Below are 19,863 nucleotides of genomic sequence, written 5' to 3'. Positions count from 1 at the left end.
CTAGAGGGCGATCGCGACTTCGTGCGGACGCACCGGCTCCGGCAGCACGGTGTCGCCCATCAGGAAGCGGTCCACGTTCGCAGCGGCTGCGCGGCCTTCGGCGATCGCCCACACGATGAGCGACTGGCCACGACCCGCGTCACCGGCCACGAACACGCCAGGAATGGTCGACTCGTAGCTGTCGTCACGGCGGAACGCACCGCGGTCGGTCACCTGAGGACGGGTGTCCTCCGTGAAGCCGTCCTGCTCCGGACCCGTGAAGCCCATCGCGATCAGCACGAGGTCCGCGGGGATCTCCCGCTCGGTGCCGCTCTTGGGGACGCGGCGTCCGTCGATGTACTCGGTCTCTGCGACGCGCAGTGCCCGGACCTCGCCGACCTCGTTCGCGAGGAAATCGACGGTCGACGCGAGGAACACGCGCTCACCGCCCTCCTCGTGCGCCGATGACACCTCGAAGACGGTCGGCATCATCGGCCACGGCTGGTGCGCGGGCCGCTCGGTTCCCGGCTGCTTGCCGATCGCGAGGTTGGTGACGCTCAACGCGCCCTGGCGGTGCGCGGTGCCGATGCAGTCCGCTCCGGTGTCGCCGCCGCCGATCACGATGACGTGCTTGCCCTCGGCCGTGATCTGCTCGGTGACCTTGTCGCCGGCCACCGCGTGGTTGGACTCGACGAGGTACTCCATCGCGAAATGGACGCCGTCGAGGTCGCGCCCGGGGATCGGCAGGTCGCGGGGCACCGTCGCGCCGGTGGCGATCAGCACGGCGTCGTAACGTGCGCGAAGATCGGACCAGGTGATGTCCTTGCCGATCTCGACGCCCGCACGGAACCGGGTGCCCTCCTCCTGCATCTGGCGCAGACGAGCCTCGAGCTGCCCCTTCTCCATCTTGAAGTCGGGGATGCCGTAGCGCATCAGACCGCCGATGCGGTCGTCGCGCTCGAACACGGCGACGGTGTGGCCGGCGCGGGTGAGCTGCTGCGCCGCGGCGAGGCCTGCTGGGCCGGAACCCACGACGGCGACCGTCTTGCCGGTCAGGCGCGCGGGCGGCTGCGGCTCGACCCAGCCCTTCGCGAACGCCTCGTCGATGATCGACTGCTCGATCTGCTTGATCGTCACTGCAGGCTGGTTGATCCCCAGCACGCACGAGCTCTCGCACGGGGCGGGGCACAGCCGTCCGGTGAACTCCGGGAAGTTGTTCGTCGCGTGCAGACGGTCGATCGCCGCGCGACCCTCGCCGCGCCACGTGAGGTCGTTCCACTCCGGGATCAGGTTGCCCAGCGGGCATCCCTGATGGCAGAACGGCACGCCGCAGTCCATGCAGCGCCCGGCCTGGCGCTTGAGCACGGCCTGGTCGCCGGCCTCATAGACCTCTTTCCAGTCCATGATGCGCACCGGGACGGGGCGACGGGCCGGGAGCTCGCGCTCCGTGACCTTCAGAAAACCTTTGGGATCAGCCACCGGTCACCTCCAGGATCCGGTTCCAGACGATGTCGCCGTCGGGGTCGATGCCCTCGGCGACGGCTTCGTCTCGCATGGTGCGCACCGCGGCGAAGTCACGGGGAAGCACCTTGGTGAACTCCCCCGAGATCTCGTCGAATCGGGCGAGGATGTCGGAGCCGAGCGGCGACGCAGTCCGCTCCACGTGCTCTGCGATCAGGCTGCGCAGCACTTCGAGATCGGCACGGTCGAGCGGTTCGAGCATCAGCTCCCCGCTGCCGAGAGACTGCGCGTTGATCTTGCCCGTGTCGAGCAGGCGGATGTACGCCACCCCTCCGGACATGCCCGCGCCGAGGTTGCGCCCCGTGGTGCCGAGGATCACGGCGACGCCTCCGGTCATGTACTCGAGCGCGTGGTCGCCCACGCCCTCGACGACGGCCGTGGCACCGGAGTTGCGCACCAGGAACCGCTCCCCCACGACGCCGGAGAGGAACATGGTCCCCGAGGTGGCGCCGTAGCCGATCACGTTTCCGGCGATCACGTTCTCCTGCGGCACGATGGACGAGCCGCGCGGCGGTCGGACCGTGATGTCGCCGCCCGAGAGGCCCTTGCCGACGTAGTCGTTCGCGTCGCCCTCGAGGCGGAGCACGATGCCCGACGGGAGGAACGCGCCGAGGGACTGGCCCGCGGTGCCGTGCAGGGTCACGTCGATCGTGCCGCGAGGCAGCCCCGCGGCGCCGTGACGCGAGGTCACCTGGTGGCCGAGCATCGTGCCGACTGCGCGCTCGGTGTTGGCGATCGGAAGCTCGACGACGACGGGCTCGGCGTTCAGCAACGCGGGCCCCGCGACGTCGATCAGCTGCACATCGAAATGCTTGTCGAGTTCGTGATCCTGAGCGCGCCGGCTGCGGCGAGGCTCGCTCGCCGGGAACGCGGGTCCGTCGAGCACGGGGCTGAGGTCGAGACCCTCGGCCTTCCAGTGCTGGACGGCGGCGTCGACCTCGATGAACTCGGCGCGTCCGATGATCTCGTCGAGTGAGCGGAAGCCCAGCTCCGCGAGCAGTTCGCGCACCTCCTCCGCGATGAACTCCATGAAGTTCACGACGAACTCGGGCTTGCCCGTGAAGCGCTCGCGCAGGACCGGGTTCTGCGTCGCGACGCCGACCGGGCACGTGTCGAGGTGGCAGACGCGCATCATGATGCAGCCGCTCACGACGAGCGGAGCGGTGGCGAATCCGAACTCCTCCGCACCCAGCAGCGCGCCGATGACGACGTCGCGGCCGGTCTTGAGCTGGCCGTCGACCTGCACGACGACGCGGTCGCGCATGCCGTTGAGCATGAGCGTCTGCTGCGTCTCCGCGAGACCGAGCTCCCAAGGCGTGCCCGCGTGCTTGAGCGAATTCATCGGGCTGGCACCCGTGCCGCCATCGTGACCGGACACCAGGATGACGTCGCTGAGCGCCTTCGCGACGCCGGCCGACACCGCGCCGATTCCCGACTGGCTCACGAGCTTCGTGTGGATCCGCGCCTCGGGGTTCGCCCGCTTCAGGTCGAAGATTAGCTGCTTCAAGTCCTCGATCGAGTAGATGTCGTGGTGCGGCGGCGGCGAGATGAGCCCGACACCGGGCGTGCCGCCGCGTGTCCGCGCGACCCACGGGTAGACCTTCTGCGGCGGCAGCTGACCGCCCTCGCCGGGCTTGGCGCCCTGAGCGAGCTTGATCTGGATGTCGTCGGCCTCGGTCAGGTACAGGCTCGTGACGCCGAAACGTCCGGAGGCGACCTGCTTGATCGCGCTGCGGCGCTCGGGATCGACCAGCCGCTCCGCGTCCTCGCCGCCCTCGCCGGTGTTCGACTTGCCGCCGATCCGGTTCATGGCGATCGCGAGCGTCTCGTGCGCCTCCTTGGAGATCGAGCCGTAGCTCATCGCTCCCGTGGAGAAGCGCTTGACGATCGCCGACACGGGCTCGACCTCGTCGAGCGGCACGGGCTTGCGGGTGCCTGTGCGCAGGGTGAAGAGACCACGGAGGGTCTTCAGCTCGGCGGCCTGGTCGTCCACGAGACGCGTGTAGTCGCGGAAGATGTCGTAGCGACGCTCACGCGTCGCATGCTGCAGTTTGAACACCGTCTCGGGGTTGAACAGGTGGGGCGAGCCGTCTCGCCGCCATTGGTACTCCCCGCCCGTCCACAGACGCTCGTGTGCGCGCGCCGCGGCATCCTCCGGGTAGGCGTAGTCGTGACGGGCCTGGTTCTCGGCGAAGATCTCGGCGATGCCGATGCCCCCGAGCTTGGACTCCGTGCGCGTGAAGTACTTGTCGATGAACTCCTCGCTCAGGCCCACGGCCTCGAACACCTGCGCGCCGGCGTATGACGACACGGTGGAGATGCCCATCTTCGACATGATCTTCAGCACGCCCTTGCCGAGCGCGTAGATGAGGTTCTTGACCGCCTTCTCGGGGCTGATGCCGGTGATGTAGCCGGTCCGCACGAGGTGCTCGACCGTCTCCATCGCGAGATAGGGGTTCACGGCGGACGCGCCGTAGCCGATCAGCGTCGCGACGTGGTGGACCTCACGCACATCGCCGGCTTCGACGATCAGACCGACCTTCATGCGGTTCTCGCGCCGGATGAGGTGGTGATGCACGGCCGACACCATGAGAAGCGACGGGATCGGGGTCAGATCCTTGTTGGAGTCGCGGTCGGACAGGATGATGAACTCCGCGCCGCGCTCGATCGCCTCGTCGACCTCGACGCACATCTCCTCGAGACGCTTCTCGAGTGTGTTGGAGCCGACGTCGAAGTGGTACAGACCCTTGATCGTCTCGCTCGAACGGTCGGGCAGCGCCTTGTCGATGTGCCTGATCTTCGCGAGCTCGTCGTTGTCGATCACCGGGAAGTCGAGCGATACCGTGCGCGTGTGGTCAGGTCCCCAAGTGAGCAGGTTGCTCTCGGGGCCGAGTCCGAGCTTGAGGCTCGTGACGACCTCTTCGCGGATGGAGTCCAGCGGCGGGTTCGTGACCTGCGCGAACTGCTGGGTGAAGTAGTCGAACAGCAGACGCGGACGCTTGCTCAGCACCGCGATCGGAGTGTCGGACCCCATGGCTCCGAGGGGCTCCACGCCCGTCTGCCCCATCGGGGTGAGAAGGATCCGGACTTCTTCCTCCGTGTACCCGAAGGTGCGCTGACGACGCGTGATCGATGCGGGCGGATGCACGATGTGCTCGCGCTCGGGAAGATCCGCGAGTCGCACGGATCCGGCATCCAGCCACTCCTGCCACGGGTGCATCGTGGCGAGGTCGCGCTTGATCTCCTCGTCCTCGATGATCCGCTGCTGCGCGGTGTCGACCAGGAACATCTTGCCGGGCTGCAGACGTCCGCGACGCTTGATCCGCTCGGGCTCGAACGTGAGCACGCCGGTCTCGGAGCCGATCACGATCAGCCCGTCCGTCGTCTCGGTCCAGCGTCCGGGGCGGAGGCCGTTGCGGTCGAGCGTCGCGCCGACGAGCGTGCCGTCGGTGAAGATGAGCGCTGCGGGGCCGTCCCACGGCTCCATCTGGTTCGAGTGGTACTCGTAGAACGAGCGGAGCTCAGGGGCGATGTCCGACTGCTTCTCGTAGGCCTCGGGGACCATCATCATGATCGCGTGGGGCAGGCTGCGTCCGGTCAGCGTGAGGAGCTCGAGGACTTCGTCGAAGGACGCCGAATCGCTTGCGCCGTCGGTGCAGATCGGGAGCAGTGGGGCGACGTCGCCGAGCAGCTCGGACTCGAGCTGGGACTGGCGCGCGCGCATCCAGTTGCGGTTTCCGCCGACCGTGTTGATCTCGCCGTTGTGGGCGAGCATGCGCAGCGGCTGCGCGAGGGGCCAGGACGGGAAGGTGTTCGTGGAGTAGCGGGAGTGCACGACGGCGAGCTCCGACATGAAGCGCTCATCCTGCAGGTCGGGGTAAAACGGCTCGAGCTGGAGGGTGGTGACCATGCCCTTGTAGCCGAGGGTCCGAGCAGACAGCGAGACGAAGTAGGCGCCGAGCTCGTGTCCGGCCCTTTTGCGCAGACGGTAGGCCACGCGGTCGAGCCCGATGCCGGTCAGCGGGGCGTCGGAGTGCGAGCCCCCGCCTGCGCTCACGAAGAGCTGCTCGAAGGCCGGTCGCGCCTCGTCGGCGAGCTTGCCGAGGTTCTCGTTGGCGGTGGGGACCTCGCGCCAGCCGAGGACGCGGAGGCCCTCTGAGCGGGCAATCTTCTCGATGCCCGCCTTCTGCTCGCGCCGGACGCTCGAGTCGCGCGGGAGGAACGCCAGTCCGGCGGCGTACTCGCCGACCGGGGGCAGTTCGAACTCCGTCACCGCGCGGAGGAACGCGTCCGGCATCTGGGTCAGGATGCCGGCGCCGTCACCCGTTCCCGCATCGGAGCCGATCGCTCCGCGGTGCTCCAGGTTGCGAAGGGCCTGCAGCGCGAGCGCGATGATGTCGTGGCCGGCTTCGCCGCGCAGCGTCGCGACCATGGCCAGGCCGCAGGCGTCCTTCTCGAACGCCGGGTTGTACATGCCCTGCTTCGGCGGGTAGGCGCCGGACGCGCCGTGGGGAGGCTGAAAATACACCTGAACCGTCCTCAGATCTGCGGAGAACCCGGGGACGTCATTGGCCGGGTGGATGCGATGGGTCCTCACGGACCGGTCGGCTGTTATCGGGAGCCGTCCGCGTCCGTGGGAGCGGTGCTTGTGGCGCTGGCTCCTGCGGCGACTTCTTCGGACGGAGGCTCACTCAGGTCCACGAAGTCGGAGGGATTGTCCTGCGAGTCTACATCAGGGTCCAGATCCTTCCGTCCGCGACCCGGCTGGTACGGAGACGGCTCCAGGCCGGGGTGGCGACGCGACTGGACGATCAGGATCGCGAGGCCGACGATGACGCCGATGATCGCTGCCCATACGTTGCTACGGAGGCCTAGGTAGATCTCGCTCGGATCGATGCGGATCGACTCCCAGAGGATGCGGCCCGCGGAGTACCAGATCAGGTAGATCGCGAAAGTCTTGCCCCACTGCAGGCTCGTGACCTTGCGGCTGATCCAGAGCAGGACAATGACGCCGAGGCCGTTCCAGATGACCTCGTAGAGGAAGGTGGGGTGGAATAGCGTGCCCTCGGGCAGCCCGGGCGGGAAGGCGGAGTTCGTCGACTCGATCTCCAGACCCCAAGGAAGGTCGGTCGGAAGACCGAAGAGCTCGTGGTTGAACCAGTTGCCGAAGCGTCCCATGGCCTGAGCGAGCAGAAGGCCGGGAGCGAGCGCGTCGGCGAAGGTCCAGAAGCGGATGCCGGTCCACCGGCAGCCGAAGTACGCGCCCACAGCGCCGCCGATCAGCGCACCGAAGATCGCGATGCCGCCCTCCCAGATCGCCCACACCGAACCGGGCTCGAAGGGGTTCCACGTGTTCTTGCCCTCGCCGAAGTAGAACCCGGGGTGGGTGAGCACGTGGAAGATCCGCGCCCCGATGATCGCGAGGGGCACCGCCAGGATCGAGATGTCGATCACGACCCACGGCTCCGCTCCCCGACGCGACAGACGATGGTTGGTCAGGAAGACCGCCGCGATGATGCCGGCGATGATGCACAGCGCGTAGAAGTGGATCCGCAGCGGGCCGAGGTCGATGTACGACACGGGAGGACTGGGGATGCTGGCGAGCACGCCGGTGAAGCTGTGGAGCGCGAGGGACATGAGTGCGATTCTAGTTCGAGGTCGTGGCGTGTGCCGACGACGTGCCGGAGGCCAGGGTGCGGGTGACGTCCGCGAGGGCCGGGAGGCCCCCGTCCCGGAGGGCGCGGACGAGCGCGGTGCCGACGATCGCGCCGTCCGCGTACTCGGAGACGCCGGCGATCTGCTCGGCGGTGGAGATGCCGATTCCGACGCACGCGCGGGTGACGCCGTGGTCGCGGAGTCGGCCGACGAGGGTACGCGCCGCGCGATCGAGCTCGGCGCGCTCGCCCGTGATACCCATCGTCGAGACGGTGTAGACGAACCCGGTCGAGGACTTCACGACGAGGTCGAGGCGCTCGTCCGACGAGGTCGGCGCGGCGAGGAACACGCGGTCGAGGCCGGTGCGCTCGCTCGCGGCGATCCACTCCCCTGCGGCCTCGGGCGTGATATCGGGCGTGATGAGTCCTGCGCCGCCGGCGGAGAGGAGGTCGTCGGCGTACCGGTCGACGCCGTACTGGAAGACCGGGTTCCAGTAGGTCATGACGAGCACGGGGACGTCCGTCGCAGCCGTGATGGCACGCACCGCGGTGAACAGGTCCTTCATCTTGAAGCCGTTCGCGAGGGCCGCGGTCGTGGCCTCCTGGATCACGGCGCCGTCCATCACGGGATCGCTGTACGGCGGGCCGAGCTCGATGATGTCGACACCGTTCTCGGCGAGCGTGATCGCTGCCTGGATGCTGGTCTCGAGGTCGGGGAATCCGACGGGCAGGTAGCCCACGAAGGCGCTGCGCCCGGCGGCGTGCGCGGCCGCGATGGCCTCTTCCACGCGGCTCATAGCTGGGGCTCCCCCTTCGAGGCCGCGTCCTCCGCGGCGGTCTCCTCGGCGACGTCGTGCTCGAGCGCGGCCTCGTCGTACAGGTGGAAATAGCGCGCGGCGGTGTCCATGTCCTTGTCTCCGCGACCCGAGAGGCACACCGCGAGCACGGCATCCGGTCCCATCTCCCAGCCGAGGCGCAGCGCGCCGGCGAGGGCGTGGGCGGACTCGATCGCCGGGATGATGCCCTCCGTGCGGCTCAGCAGGCGCAGCGCCTGCATGGCCTCGTCGTCCGTCGCGGGGATGTACTCCGCGCGACCGATGTCGGCGAGCCAGGAGTGCTCCGGGCCGACGCCCGGGTAGTCGAGACCGGCGGAGATCGAGTGGGACTCGATCGTCTGGCCGTCCTCGTCCTGCAGGACGTAGGTCTTCGCGCCGTGCAGCACGCCGGGGCGTCCCCTCTCGATCGACGCGGCGTGCTTCGGCGTGTCGACGCCGTCGCCGGCCGCCTCGACGCCGTAGAGCTTCACGCCCTCGTCGTCGAGGAAGGCATCGAACATGCCGATGGCATTGGAGCCACCGCCCACGCAGGCGATCACGGCGTCGGGCAGGCGTCCGACCTCGTCGAGCAGCTGCTGGCGTGCCTCCTCGCCGATCACCTTCTGGAAGTCGCGGACCATAGCCGGGAACGGATGCGGCCCCGCAGCCGTCCCGAAGATGTAATTCGTGGTCTCGACCGTCGCGACCCAGTCACGGTAGGCGTCGTTGATCGCATCCTTGAGCGTGCGCGACCCCGAGGTGACGGGCACGACCTCGGCGCCGAGGAGACGCATCCGCGCGACGTTGAGCGCCTGGCGCTCGGTGTCGACCTCGCCCATGTAGATCGTGCAGTCGAGCCCGAACAGTGCGGCGGCGGTGGCGGTCGCGACACCGTGCTGCCCGGCACCGGTCTCGGCGATCACGCGCGTCTTGCCCAGCCGCTTCGTGAGCAGAGCCTGTCCCAGCACATTGTTGATCTTGTGGGAACCCGTGTGGTTGAGGTCCTCGCGCTTGAGGAAGACCCGGGCACCCCCGGCATGCTCGGCGAAACGAGCGACCTCCGTGATCGGCGACGGCCGACCCGCGTAGGAGCCGAGGAGCTCGGCGAGTTCCGCGCGGAACGCCGGATCGGCGATCGCTTCGGCGTACGCCTCGGTCAGTTCGTCGATCGCGGCGATCAGCGACTCGGGCATGTAGCGCCCGCCGTACTCGCCGAACAGCGGACCGTGCTGTTCTCGCAGACTCATCACGCCTCCAGGAAGGTCTTGAGGGTGGCGACGGGGTCGCCGGTCACGAGCGCCTCGCCGATCAGCACGACGTCGGCGCCCGCGGAGCGGTAGTGCACGACGTCGTCGGGGGTGAGCACCGCCGATTCCGCGATCTTCACGGCGGTGTCGGGGATGCGGTCGACGAGACGCCCGAACAGGTCGCGGTCGAGTTCGAGCGTCTTCAGGTCACGCGCGTTGACGCCGATCAGCGGCGCACCCAGGTCGATCGCCGCCTCGAGTTCGTCGTCCGAATGCGTCTCGACGAGCGGCGTCATGCCGAGGTCGCCGATGAAGCCGAAGAGGTCCTGCAGCACCGCAGGCTCGAGGCCCGCGACGATGAGCAGGACGAGGTCGGCGCCTGCCGCCCTCGCCTCCAGCACCTGGTAGCGCGTGGCGATGAAGTCCTTGCGGAGCACCGGGAGGGACACCCGCGCGGTCACGGCCTCGAGGTCGGCGAGGCTGCCCCCGAAACGGCGCTCCTCGGTCAACACGCTGATCGCCGAGGCACCGCCCGTCTCGTACAGGGACGCCTGGTGGGCGGGATCGGGGATGTCGGCGAGGGCGCCGCGCGAGGGGCTCGCGCGCTTGACCTCCGCGATGATCTTCACCCGGTCGGTCGGGGCGAGGAACGACAGGGCGTCCTTCGCAGCGGGGCGCTCCAGCGCGTCGCGCTCCACTTCAGCCAGCGGCCGCGTGAGGGAGCGGCGTTCCGCGTCTGCGACTGCGCCGGCCGTGAGGTCGGCGAGGACCACTAGTGCGCCTTCGGCGAGTACTTGGGACCCTTCACGCCGTATCCGGCACGGGCCAGGACCCAGCCGGCGACGGCGCCCACGGGGATGAGCGCGGCGCCGATCCAGATCAGCGAGACCCACAGCGGGCTGAACTCGGCGAAGCAGAAACCGACCGTGCCGATCGTGAATCCGACCAGCATGATGATGACGGCCGTCCAGGCTGCAGGCGAGTGTCCGTGGCCGGGGTCGGCGATCGGGTTGGTCATGGTCTCCTCCGGGGACGGCGTGCGGGATCGGGTTCAGTCTATCGGGGTCAGCGTGTCGGATCGGTTCCGCGCGACAGGTCGTCCCAGGAATCGATCGCGTCGACGGGCCCGCTGCTCTCGGTGCCGTGCGGCGCGTCGGTGCGGTAGCGCCGTCCTCCGGTCTTCCAGCGGCGCCAGGTGAGGACCACGACGACGGATGCGAGGATCAGCACGACCCAGCCGACGAGGGCGATGACCGGCCAGGCCGAGAGCGCGATGCCGCGCACGACGTCCGCGACGGCGGCATCACCGGCCAGGCCCGTGGTCTCCGTGACCGTGGTGCGCACCGCCGCGAGCGGCTCGGCGAGGAACAGCTGCACCGTGGTCCACGCCAGGAACAGCCCGGTCGCCAGCCCCAGGATGCCGAACACGAGACGGAGCACAGGGCCGACGATCGACATCGCGACGCCGAGTGCCAGTACGGCCAGGCTCAGCGGAGCGAGCAGAGGGAGTGCTGACGCGCCGGGGACCAGGATCGCCTCGCCCGCATCCGCACGCTCCACCGTGAGCCATGTCTGGGTCGAGGAGATGATGCCCACGGCGCCCGCGAGCAGAAAGCCGAGGACGCCGATCATGCGCCCACGACGAGCGATTCTCATGGGGCGGTGCTCCCATCCGCCGCGTCCAGGTCGGTCGTGTCGAAGCAGGTGCGCGTGCCGGTGTGGCACGCCGGGCCCGTCTGGTCCACGCGCAGAAGCACCGCGTCGCCGTCGCAGTCCAGGCGCGCCTCGTGGACGACCTGGATGTTGCCGGAGGTGTCGCCCTTCCGCCAGTACTCCTGGCGGGAGCGAGACCAGTACACGGCGCGACCGCTCGTGAGGGTGCGCCGCAGGGCTTCGGCATCCATCCAGGCGAGCATCAGCACCTCGGAGGTGTCCCACTGCTGCACGATGGCGGGTACCAGCCCGTCGGCGTTGAAGGCGACCTGCGCGATGCGTTCGTCTACCGTGCTCACCGGACGATCACCCCTTCGCTGCGCAGCGCATCCTTGACGTCGCCGACCGTGAGCGCTCCGGTGTGGAAGACGCTCGCGGCGAGAACGGCATCCGCGCCCGCCTTGATCGCCGGGGCGAAGTCCTCGGCCTTCCCCGCTCCGCCCGAGGCGATCACGGGTACCGAGGCGATCTCGCGCATCAGGGACACGAGCTCGAGGTCGAAGCCGTCGCGCGTGCCGTCGGCGTCGATCGAGTTGACGAGCAGCTCGCCAGCGCCGCGCTCCGCAGCTTCGCGCGCCCACTCCAGCGCGTCGAGCGTGGTCTGGGTGCGCCCGCCGTGCGTCGTGACGACGAAGCCGGACGCAGTGGTGTCCGCACGTTTGACGTCGAGCGACAGCACGAGCACCTGCGCACCGAAACGATCCGCGATCTCGCCGAGGAGGTCGGGACGGGCGATCGCCGCCGAGTTGACGCCGATCTTGTCGGCGCCGACCGCGAGCAGGCGAGCGACGTCGTCCACCGAGCGCACTCCCCCGCCGACCGTGAGCGGGACGAAGACCTGTTCGGCCGTGCGCTGCACGACGTCGTACGTGGTCGCCCGCGCGTCGACCGTGGCCGTGACATCGAGGAAGGTGATCTCGTCCGCTCCCTGCGCGGCGTAGTGGCGCGCGAGCTCGACGGGGTCGCCCATGTCGCGGAGGTTCTCGAAGTTGACGCCCTTGACGACACGCCCCTCGGCGACGTCGAGGCACGGGATGACGCGGCTGGCGAGCGTCATCAGAGCCTCGCGTTGTGGATCGCCGTCACGAGGATCGCGCGAGCGCCGAGGGCGTACAACTCGTCCATGACGGGGTTCACGCGCGAGCGCGCCACCATCACCCGCACTGCGACCCACTCCGGATCGCGCAGCGGCGACACGGTCGGCGATTCGATGCCCCCGGCGACCTTCACGGCGTCGTCGAGAAGGGCTGCGGGGAGGTCGTAGTCGATCATCACGAAACGGCGGGCGACCATCACGCCGCGGAGGCGGCGCAGGAGCGTCTCGGACCCCTCGGCGTCCTGCGGACCGGCGATCAGCACAGCCTCTGACTCGAGGATGACCGGTCCGAACACGTCGAGCCCCGCCTGACGCAGCGTCGTGCCGGTCTCGACGACGTCGGCGACGGCATCCGCGACACCGAGTCGCACGGCGGACTCGACGGCGCCGTCCAGCGGCACGAGGTCCACGGCGATGCCGCGCTCGTCGAGGAACGCGTCGACGAGACCGGGGTACGAGGTCGCGACGCGCAGGCCGTCGAGCTCGGAGACGTCCGTGTAGCGGCCGGAGGGCGCAGCGAACCGGAAGGTGGAACCGGCGAAGCCGAGCGCCTCGATCTCACGCGCTCCGGGCATGCGCGCGTCGAGCAGGAGATCACGACCGGTGATGCCGACGTCGATCGCTCCTGACCCGACGTACGTCGCGATGTCCTTGGGGCGCAGGAAGAAGAACTCGACGTCGTTCTCGGCGTCGATCACGTGCAGGGTCTTGGGATCCCGGCGACCGGCGTAACCGGCCTCCGCGAGCATCTCGGCGGCCGTCTCGGAGAGAGAGCCCTTGTTGGGGACAGCGATGCGCAGCATGGTGCAGCCTTCAGTTCGGAGTGAATGGGGCGGGGCGCATCACAGATGTCGGTAGACGTCCTGCAGGGTCAGGCCTTTCGCGAGCATCATCACCTGCACGTGGTAGAGCAGCTGCGAGATCTCCTCGGCCGCGGCCTCATCGGATTCGTATTCGGACGCCATCCAGACCTCGGCGGCCTCCTCGACGATCTTCTTGCCGATCGTGTGCACGCCGCCGTCGAGCTCCGCGACAGTGCCCGAGCCCTCGGGTCGGGTCTCCGCTTTGTGGCTGAGCTCGGCGAACAGCTCGTCGAAAGTCTTCACGCTTCCAGGCTAGCGGCTCGCGCGCGGTCCCTGAGCCGGGTGACGGCCGCCTCCACGTCTTCCGCTCCGTACACGGCGGAGCCGGCGACGAAGGTGTCGGCGCCCGCTGCGGCCGCCTGCTCGATCGTCGCGTCGGAGATGCCGCCGTCGACCTGCAACCAGACGTTCGACCCGCGGCGCCTCGCCTCATCGGCCAGGGCGCGCAGCTTCGGCATGGTCTCGGGCATGAAACCCTGACCGCCGAACCCGGGTTCCACCGTCATCACCAGGATCTGATCGAACTCGTCCAGCACGGGGTACAGGCCCTCGGCGGGCGTGTCCGGCTTGATCGCCACCCCTGCCCGGGCGCCGATGCCGCGCAGCGCTCGGGCCAGGGAGATCGGGTCGGCGGCGGCCTCCAGGTGGAACGTCACGCTCGCCGCCCCCAGCTCCGCGTACGCGGGCGCCCAGCGGTCGGGATCCGTGATCATGAGATGCACGTCGAGCGGGATCGGGCTCGTCGCCTGGATGCGCTCGACCATCTGCGGACCGAACGTCAGGTTCGGCACGAAGTGGTTGTCCATGACGTCGACGTGAGCGAAGTCTGCCGTCGCGATGCGTGCCAGGTCGCGTTGCATGTTGACGAAGTCGGCGGCGAGGATGCTGGGATTGATGCGCGGTGCGTCGGGGAGGTCCACGGCACTAGTCTCCTTGATCTTCCGTGGTCGTGCGGTCCGCAGCGGCGTCGCGCCGCTGGAGGAGCGCGAGGAACATCGCGTCGGTGCCGTGCCGGTGGGGCCACAGCTGGACGCGTCCTGAGCCGTCGGAGGCGAGATCGATCGGCGATTCCGCGACACCGGCGAGGACGGCGCGAGCGTCGAGCTCCGTGATGTCATCGTGGGTGCGAAGGACCTCCTGCACCACGCCCGTCGTCTCTGCAAGATGCGGCGAGCACGTCACGTAGGCCACGATCCCCCCGGGCGCGAGGGCACCGATAGCGGCGGACAGGAGCTCGACCTGGAGCGGCACGAGATTGGCGACGTCCGCCGGGGTCTTGCGCCAGCGTGCCTCGGGACGGCGACGAAGCGCGCCGAGGCCTGTGCACGGCGCGTCGACGAGGATGCGGTCGAACTCCGCCGGATGCTCAGCGGCGAGGACACGCCCGTCCGCCTCGTGCACGACGATGTCGCCGGGGACCGCACGCAGGGCCTTGCGCACCAGACGTGCTCTGGTCGGCACGACCTCGTTCGCCTCGAGGTGCACATCGTGCTGGTGCGCGACAGCCCCCAGCAGCGCCGTCTTGCCCCCGGGTCCGGCGCAGAGATCGAGCCACCGCTCCCCCGCCCGGATCGGTGACGCGGCCGCGAGAGCGAGGGCGACCAACTGCGATCCCTCATCCTGCACACGGACCGTGCCACCGGAGGCGGCCACGACGCGGTGCGGATCGCCACCGGGCGAGCCGTAGGCGGTCGGCGCGAAGGGACGTCGGGGCTCGCCCGTGGCGGCGAGCCCGGGCAGCGCGACCAAGGTGACCTCGGGCGAGATGTTGTCGGCGGCGAGGAGATCGTCGAGCTCCTCGCCGCGGCCCTCCGCCGCAAGGGCACGACGCAGGGCCCGGATGACCCAGACCGGGTGCGCGGTACGCAGGGCGAGGCGTTCGTCGTCCGACCGCGCCGTCGACTCGATGCGCTCCTCCCACTGTCCGGGCGTCTCCCGCGCGATCCGACGCAGCACGGCGTTCGCGAAGCCCGCCGCTCCGCGCCCCTGGGCCGCGGCGATGAGGTTCACGGACTCGTTCACCGCCGCATGGGATGCCACCCGCGTCGCGAGGAGCTGGTGCGCGGCGAGACGCAGGGCGTCGAGCACCGCAGGATCGATGTCCTCCGCGGAGCGGTCGGCGGCGGCCGCGATCACCGCGTCGTACGTCCCCCGACGTCGCAGGGTCCCGTAGGCGAGTTCGGTCGCGAGCGCCGCGTCCTTCGGAGTCAGGCCCGCCTCGGCGATCGCCGTCGGAAGGATGAGGTTGGCGTACGCGTCGGAGTCGGACACCGCACGCAGCACGTCGTACGCGACGCGGCGTGCAGGCTGCACTCCGCGCTGCGGGCTCCGCGCGGCGCGCTGACCCCTGTTCCGCGCGCCGCCGTTCCGGTCGTCATCCGATCGTCCGGAACCCCGCCGGGCCGGTCGGGAGTCGGATCGAGGACGTCGGTTCTCCGCTCCGCCACGGATCCGGTCGCGTTCACTCATGATCCGAACCTCGTCCCGTCGCCGCCGTGCAGACCGCGCCACCAGTCGACCGCGCGCATCGCCCCCTTGCCTGCGGGCTGCAAGCGTGTGACGGCGAGCGGCGCGTCCGCGGTCCCGATGAGGAGGGCATGCTTCGTCGCGGCGATCTCTCCGGGAGCGAGCGCGGCGTCGGCCATCTCGGCGTCGACGTTCGCTTCGAGGATCTTGAGCCGCTGCCCGACGACGGTGGTGTGCGCGCCCGGCTCCGGTGTAACACCCCGGTACCGGGCGAAGACCTCTGCGCGCGGAGCCGTCCAGTCGAGAGCGCCGTCCTCCCAGGTGAGCTTCGGGGCGAGCGTGACCTCGCCCACCTGCGGGACCGCCCGAGCGGTGCCCGCTGCGATGCCTGCGACGACCTCGGAGGTGAGGTCCGCTCCGTCCGCGGCGAGGATCTCGAGCACGGTAGCCGCCGTCGCATCGCCCGGGACCGCGACCTCGCGCATCCCGAAGACCTCGCCCGCATCCAGCGCGAGGACGAGCTGGAACACGCTCGCTCCGATCCTGTCGTCGCCGGCCATGAGAGCGCGCTGCACCGGGGCCGCACCCCGCCATCGAGGCAGCAGGGAGAAGTGCAGGTTGATCCACCCGGCCTTCGGGATGGACAGCAGGGGTTCGCGCACGAGACCTCCGTACGCGACGATCACGCCCAGCTCGGGTTCGAGCAAGGAGATGCGCGCGGTCGCCGCCTCGTCGAGTCGCGCTGCCGGGATCACCGGCAGACCGAGCTCGTGCGCGGCCTGAGCGACCGGTGACGGGGTCAGCACGCGCTTGCGCCCCTGAGGCGCGTCCGGACGCGTGACGACCGCCGCGATGTCATGCTCGGAGGCGAGGCGGCGGAGAGTGGGAACGGCGACGGCGGGTGTGCCGGCGAAGACGAGACGCATGAAGGTGCTCCGGAGGGATGCAGGGGCGAACGGAACCGATCGGCGGAGGCCGGTCAGAGCTCTGGATCGAGGATATCGAGGTGGACCGTGAGAGTGCTCCGTGTCGAGCGTCCCTTGCCCCGGCGCGCGCTCATGGCCTCGGAGACGACAGCCGCGCGCAGCGTGGACGACACGCGGGCGCCCGCGCCGTAGTCGAAGCGGACGAGGGCGCGGACCCGGGGAGGCACGTCGTCCGACTCGAGTGGCACCGGTCCGAGCACGGCGTCGGGGGGCAGGGCGAGCTCGTGGAGAGACGCGAGAGCACGCCCGACTGCCGCGGCGGAGCCCTCGACGAGCGCCACGCGCGCCGCCGGTGGCATGTGCAGCGGATCACGCTCCGCCAGCTCTGCGCGCGCATAGGCGGGTTGAGTCCAGGTCGCGAGGGCGCGGGCGACAGCGCCGTCAACACCCACGAGGTGCACGGGCGCGCCCGGGGCGGCGAGGGCCGCGGCGTTCGACCACCAGCGCAGACACGCTTCGCCGATCCGGAGGTCGGGTGCCTGCAGCATCCGCGGTCCGTCGAGCAGCACGACCGCGCGGTATCCGCCGTCCGCGAGGGGTTCGGCGCCCCTCGTCGCGATGACGAGCGCCGGCTTGTCGGCGACGCGCTCGACCGGGTGCGCTGAGTCGGCGACGATCACGCGGATCCCGGGGAACGCCTTGCCGAGCTCATCCGCGGTCCGCTCGCTCCCCGAGGACGCCAGGCGGAGCTGCGTCGACGAGCAATGCGGGCATGCCCACGCACGGGCGCCGCGCCCGCACCACCCGCACACCGGCACCGCGCCGCGGTGCGTCGCCCCGAGCGGGCCGCCGCAGTGCGCACACCGCGCCGGCGCACGGCATTCGGCGCACACGAGAGACGGCGCGAAACCCGGGCGCGAGACCTGCACGAGCACGGGTCCCTCCGCGGCGGCGGTCCTGGTCGCGAGGAACGCCGACGACGGCATCCGCTGCGCGGTGGGCTGCTCCATCTCCTGCGGTGTGCTGAGCACGACCCGCGGCAGGACGCGGCGGGCGGCTCTGACATCCTCCAGCCAGCCGCGCGCCACGAGCCTCTCGACGTCGGTGGTGCGCGTGTGGCCCGCGAACAGGAGCGCTGAGCCTTCCTGCTCCTGACGCAGCAGCGCCGCGTCGCGAGCGTGCACGTAGGGCGCGAGCGGCTCCCCCAGCAGCGTGTCGCCGTCGTCCCAGATCGCGACCAGACCGGCGCGCACCGGTGCGTACACCGCGGATCGGTTGCCGACGACCACGCACGGCGAGTCTTCGAGCGTGCGGAGAAATGCCCTATAGCGATCCGGGTTCGTCTGACGCGAGTCGTGGCGCACGATCGACTCCAGAGGCAGGACCGGTGCGAGCGCCGACAGCAACCGATCGAGATCACGATGATCGGGCACGACGAGGATGCTGGACCGCCCCGCCGAGAGCATCCGCGACGCCGAGGCGGCGAGCAGCGCCGCCCATCCCGGCGCGCCCTCATGCGCTGCGGGGATCGCCTCGACCGCTGCGCGACCACCGGCGTCGAGTACCTCGGCGAGTCCGTCGTACAGCGACACCAGATCCGCCGCGCGCTCGCGAGCATCCTCCGATGGAGAGGCCGCCGGCGTGTCAGAGTTCCACGCCTTCTCGACGCGCACCTGGCGCTTGGGGATGACGAGACGCAGGATGTCGGATGCCGACCCCGCCGCCCTGTCGGCGACCCTGCGCGCGAATCGGTACAGCCGCTCGGGCAGCACGGGCACGGGCGACACGACGGTGTCGACCTCGGACAGCGCGCGATCGGCGTCGCTCTCGGTGTCGAGCTCGACGATGAACCCGTCCACGACGCGCCCTGCCGTGCGCAGCGGAACCCGCACGCGCGCGCCCGGCGCGACGTCGACGATCTCTTCGGGCAGCGCGTAGTCGAACAGCCGGTCCAGTTGCGGGAGCGGCGAATCGAGGAGCACGCGCGCGATGCGTCGGCTCTGCGTCACCATGCGCGACTCAGAGACCGGCAGCCCGCCGCAGTTCCTCTGCGCGGTCGGTCCGCTCCCAGGTGAACTCGGGGAGCTCGCGGCCGAAGTGACCGTACGCGGCTGTCTGCGCGTAGATCGGACGCAGCAGGTCGAGGTGGTCGATGATCGCCTGGGGCCGGAGGTCGAACACGTCGAGGATCGCCTTCGTGATCACCTCGTCGGAGACCTTGCCGGTGCCGAAGGTCTCGACGTACAGGCCGACCGGACGTGCGACGCCGATCGCATAGGCGACCTGAACCTCGAGGCGGTCGGCGAGCCCGGCGGCCACGGCGTTCTTGGCGACCCAACGCGTCGCGTAGGCGCCGGAGCGGTCCACCTTGGACGGGTCCTTCCCGCTGAAGGCACCACCGCCGTGACGAGCCGCGCCGCCATACGTGTCGATGATGATCTTGCGTCCGGTGAGTCCGGCGTCTCCCTTGGGGCCACCCGTCACGAAGGGACCTGCGGGGTTGATGTAGTACGTGACGTCAGCGAGATCGAGACCGGTCGTGGCGAGCACGGGGTCGATCACGTGCTCGCGCACCTGCGCCTGGATCTCCTCCTGGGAGATGTCCGGGTTGTGCTGCGTCGACAGCACCACGGCGTCGACGGTCTTCGGCGTGAACCCGTCGTAGCCGAGAGTGACCTGGGTCTTGCCGTCCGGACGGAGGAACGGCAACGCACCGGAACGACGCACCTCGGTGAGGCGCTCAGCGATGCGGTGCGCGGTCCACGCGGCCATGGGCATGAGCTGCGGCGTCTCGTTCGTCGCGAAACCGAACATGATGCCCTGATCCCCCGCGCCGAGGCCGTCGAGCGGATCGATCGACGACCCGTCCCGGTGCTCCTGCGCGTTGTCGACGCCATGCGCGATGTCCGAGGACTGCTCCCCCACCGAGACGCTGACTCCGCACGAGTCGCCGTCGAAGCCGGTGTCGCTCGACGTGTATCCGATGCCGTTGACGACCTGACGGACGATCGTCGGGATGTCGACGTACGCGTCCGTCCGGATCTCCCCCGCGACGTGCACGAGGCCCGTCGTCACGAGCGTCTCGACGGCGACGCGGGACCCCGGATCCTTCGCGATGAGGCCGTCGAGGATGCTGTCCGAGATCTGGTCGCAGATCTTGTCCGGGTGCCCTTCGGTGACGGACTCGGACGTGAACAGACGCAGGGCGCTCATCGGGGCTCCAGGACGGGATCGGACGGGTGACGGGGCTGGACCCCATTGTGGACCGCGCCGCCGACATCAGCGGGCGACGCGGTCACGGGACGTCACTCGGCGTGACGCAGGCGGAGCTTGTCCTCGTTGATCTCGTGCAGGGCGATGGTCAGCGGCTTGTCCTCGACGGAGGAGTCGACCAGCGGGCCCACGTTGTCGAAGAGGTTGCCCTCGTGCAGGTCCGAGTAGTAGTCGTTGATCTGACGCGCGCGCTTCGCCGCGTAGATGACGAGCTCGTACTTGGAGTCCACGCGGTCGAGCAGGTTGTCGATGGGGGGATCGATGATTCCCTTGTTGTGGTGTCCGGCCATGGTGGGACCTCCTGATCAGG

Annotated in this window: 18 protein-coding genes; all 18 read right to left on the bottom strand. The window is 69.8% G+C overall.

What is annotated here, in order from left to right; all coding sequences use genetic code 11:
* Positions 1–1,458, bottom strand: a complete 1,458-nt coding sequence (locus tag MRBLMX7_RS00945; protein ID WP_363365825.1) for a glutamate synthase subunit beta — start codon at positions 1,456–1,458, stop codon at positions 1–3.
* The gene (gltB, locus tag MRBLMX7_RS00940; protein WP_363370753.1) at positions 1,451–5,974 is read right to left on the bottom strand and encodes a glutamate synthase large subunit; all 4,524 of its coding nucleotides are present in this window, start codon (positions 5,972–5,974) and stop codon (positions 1,451–1,453) included. The genes MRBLMX7_RS00945 and gltB overlap by 8 nt, the downstream gene beginning before the upstream one ends.
* 137 nt (positions 5,975–6,111) lie before the next feature.
* Positions 6,112–7,137 (bottom strand): prolipoprotein diacylglyceryl transferase, encoded by a 1,026-nt coding sequence (lgt, locus tag MRBLMX7_RS00935; RefSeq protein WP_363365824.1) that lies wholly within the window; start codon positions 7,135–7,137, stop codon positions 6,112–6,114.
* 10 nt (positions 7,138–7,147) lie between these two features.
* A complete protein-coding gene (gene trpA / locus MRBLMX7_RS00930; RefSeq protein ID WP_363365823.1) occupies positions 7,148–7,951 on the bottom strand; it encodes a tryptophan synthase subunit alpha in 804 nt (267 codons plus the stop codon).
* Entirely contained in the window at positions 7,948–9,216 is a 1,269-nt protein-coding gene (trpB, locus tag MRBLMX7_RS00925) for a tryptophan synthase subunit beta (RefSeq protein ID WP_363365822.1), read from the bottom strand. The genes trpA and trpB overlap by 4 nt, the downstream gene beginning before the upstream one ends.
* On the bottom strand, positions 9,216–9,989 hold the full coding sequence (gene trpC / locus MRBLMX7_RS00920; RefSeq protein WP_363365821.1) for an indole-3-glycerol phosphate synthase TrpC: 774 nt from the start codon (positions 9,987–9,989) through the stop codon (positions 9,216–9,218). Before trpC ends, trpB begins: the two co-directional genes overlap by 1 nt.
* Positions 9,989–10,234 carry an HGxxPAAW family protein gene (locus tag MRBLMX7_RS00915; RefSeq protein ID WP_050720960.1) on the bottom strand — a complete coding sequence of 82 codons (246 nt, stop codon included), beginning with the start codon at positions 10,232–10,234 and terminating at the stop codon, positions 9,989–9,991. Before MRBLMX7_RS00915 ends, trpC begins: the two co-directional genes overlap by 1 nt.
* Before the next feature lie 47 nt (positions 10,235–10,281).
* The gene (locus tag MRBLMX7_RS00910; RefSeq protein WP_050720959.1) at positions 10,282–10,872 is read right to left on the bottom strand and encodes a Trp biosynthesis-associated membrane protein; all 591 of its coding nucleotides are present in this window, start codon (positions 10,870–10,872) and stop codon (positions 10,282–10,284) included.
* On the bottom strand, positions 10,869–11,228 hold the full coding sequence (gene hisI, locus MRBLMX7_RS00905) for a phosphoribosyl-AMP cyclohydrolase (RefSeq protein WP_363365820.1): 360 nt from the start codon (positions 11,226–11,228) through the stop codon (positions 10,869–10,871). Before hisI ends, MRBLMX7_RS00910 begins: the two co-directional genes overlap by 4 nt.
* Positions 11,225–11,986 (bottom strand): imidazole glycerol phosphate synthase subunit HisF, encoded by a 762-nt coding sequence (gene hisF / locus MRBLMX7_RS00900; protein WP_050720957.1) that lies wholly within the window; start codon positions 11,984–11,986, stop codon positions 11,225–11,227. Before hisF ends, hisI begins: the two co-directional genes overlap by 4 nt.
* Positions 11,986–12,828, bottom strand: a complete 843-nt coding sequence (gene hisG, locus MRBLMX7_RS00895) for an ATP phosphoribosyltransferase (protein WP_363365819.1) — start codon at positions 12,826–12,828, stop codon at positions 11,986–11,988. The genes hisF and hisG overlap by 1 nt, the downstream gene beginning before the upstream one ends.
* A 39-nt stretch (positions 12,829–12,867) precedes the next feature.
* Positions 12,868–13,131: a phosphoribosyl-ATP diphosphatase gene (locus MRBLMX7_RS00890; protein ID WP_363365818.1), complete on the bottom strand. Its 264-nt coding sequence runs from the start codon at positions 13,129–13,131 to the stop codon at positions 12,868–12,870.
* Positions 13,128–13,808, bottom strand: a complete 681-nt coding sequence (rpe, locus tag MRBLMX7_RS00885) for a ribulose-phosphate 3-epimerase (protein WP_363365817.1) — start codon at positions 13,806–13,808, stop codon at positions 13,128–13,130. Before rpe ends, MRBLMX7_RS00890 begins: the two co-directional genes overlap by 4 nt.
* Before the next feature lie 4 nt (positions 13,809–13,812).
* The gene (locus MRBLMX7_RS00880) at positions 13,813–15,201 is read right to left on the bottom strand and encodes an RsmB/NOP family class I SAM-dependent RNA methyltransferase (RefSeq protein WP_363365816.1); all 1,389 of its coding nucleotides are present in this window, start codon (positions 15,199–15,201) and stop codon (positions 13,813–13,815) included.
* 152 nt (positions 15,202–15,353) lie between these two features.
* Positions 15,354–16,280 (bottom strand): methionyl-tRNA formyltransferase, encoded by a 927-nt coding sequence (gene fmt, locus MRBLMX7_RS00875; RefSeq protein ID WP_363365815.1) that lies wholly within the window; start codon positions 16,278–16,280, stop codon positions 15,354–15,356.
* A 53-nt stretch (positions 16,281–16,333) separates the two neighbouring features.
* Positions 16,334–18,292, bottom strand: coding sequence for a primosomal protein N' (locus MRBLMX7_RS00870; protein WP_363365814.1), 1,959 nt, complete (start codon positions 18,290–18,292; stop codon positions 16,334–16,336).
* 7 nt (positions 18,293–18,299) lie between these two features.
* Positions 18,300–19,493: a methionine adenosyltransferase gene (gene metK / locus MRBLMX7_RS00865; protein WP_363365813.1), complete on the bottom strand. Its 1,194-nt coding sequence runs from the start codon at positions 19,491–19,493 to the stop codon at positions 18,300–18,302.
* A 92-nt stretch (positions 19,494–19,585) separates the two neighbouring features.
* Entirely contained in the window at positions 19,586–19,843 is a 258-nt protein-coding gene (rpoZ, locus tag MRBLMX7_RS00860; protein WP_045258544.1) for a DNA-directed RNA polymerase subunit omega, read from the bottom strand.
* Between the last annotated feature and the right edge of the window lie 20 nt (positions 19,844–19,863).

Source organism: Microbacterium sp. LMX7-1.2 (assembly GCF_040675935.1).
In the GTDB taxonomy this organism is placed as follows: domain Bacteria; phylum Actinomycetota; class Actinomycetes; order Actinomycetales; family Microbacteriaceae; genus Microbacterium.
This window is presented reverse-complemented; position numbering and strand designations above follow the sequence as displayed.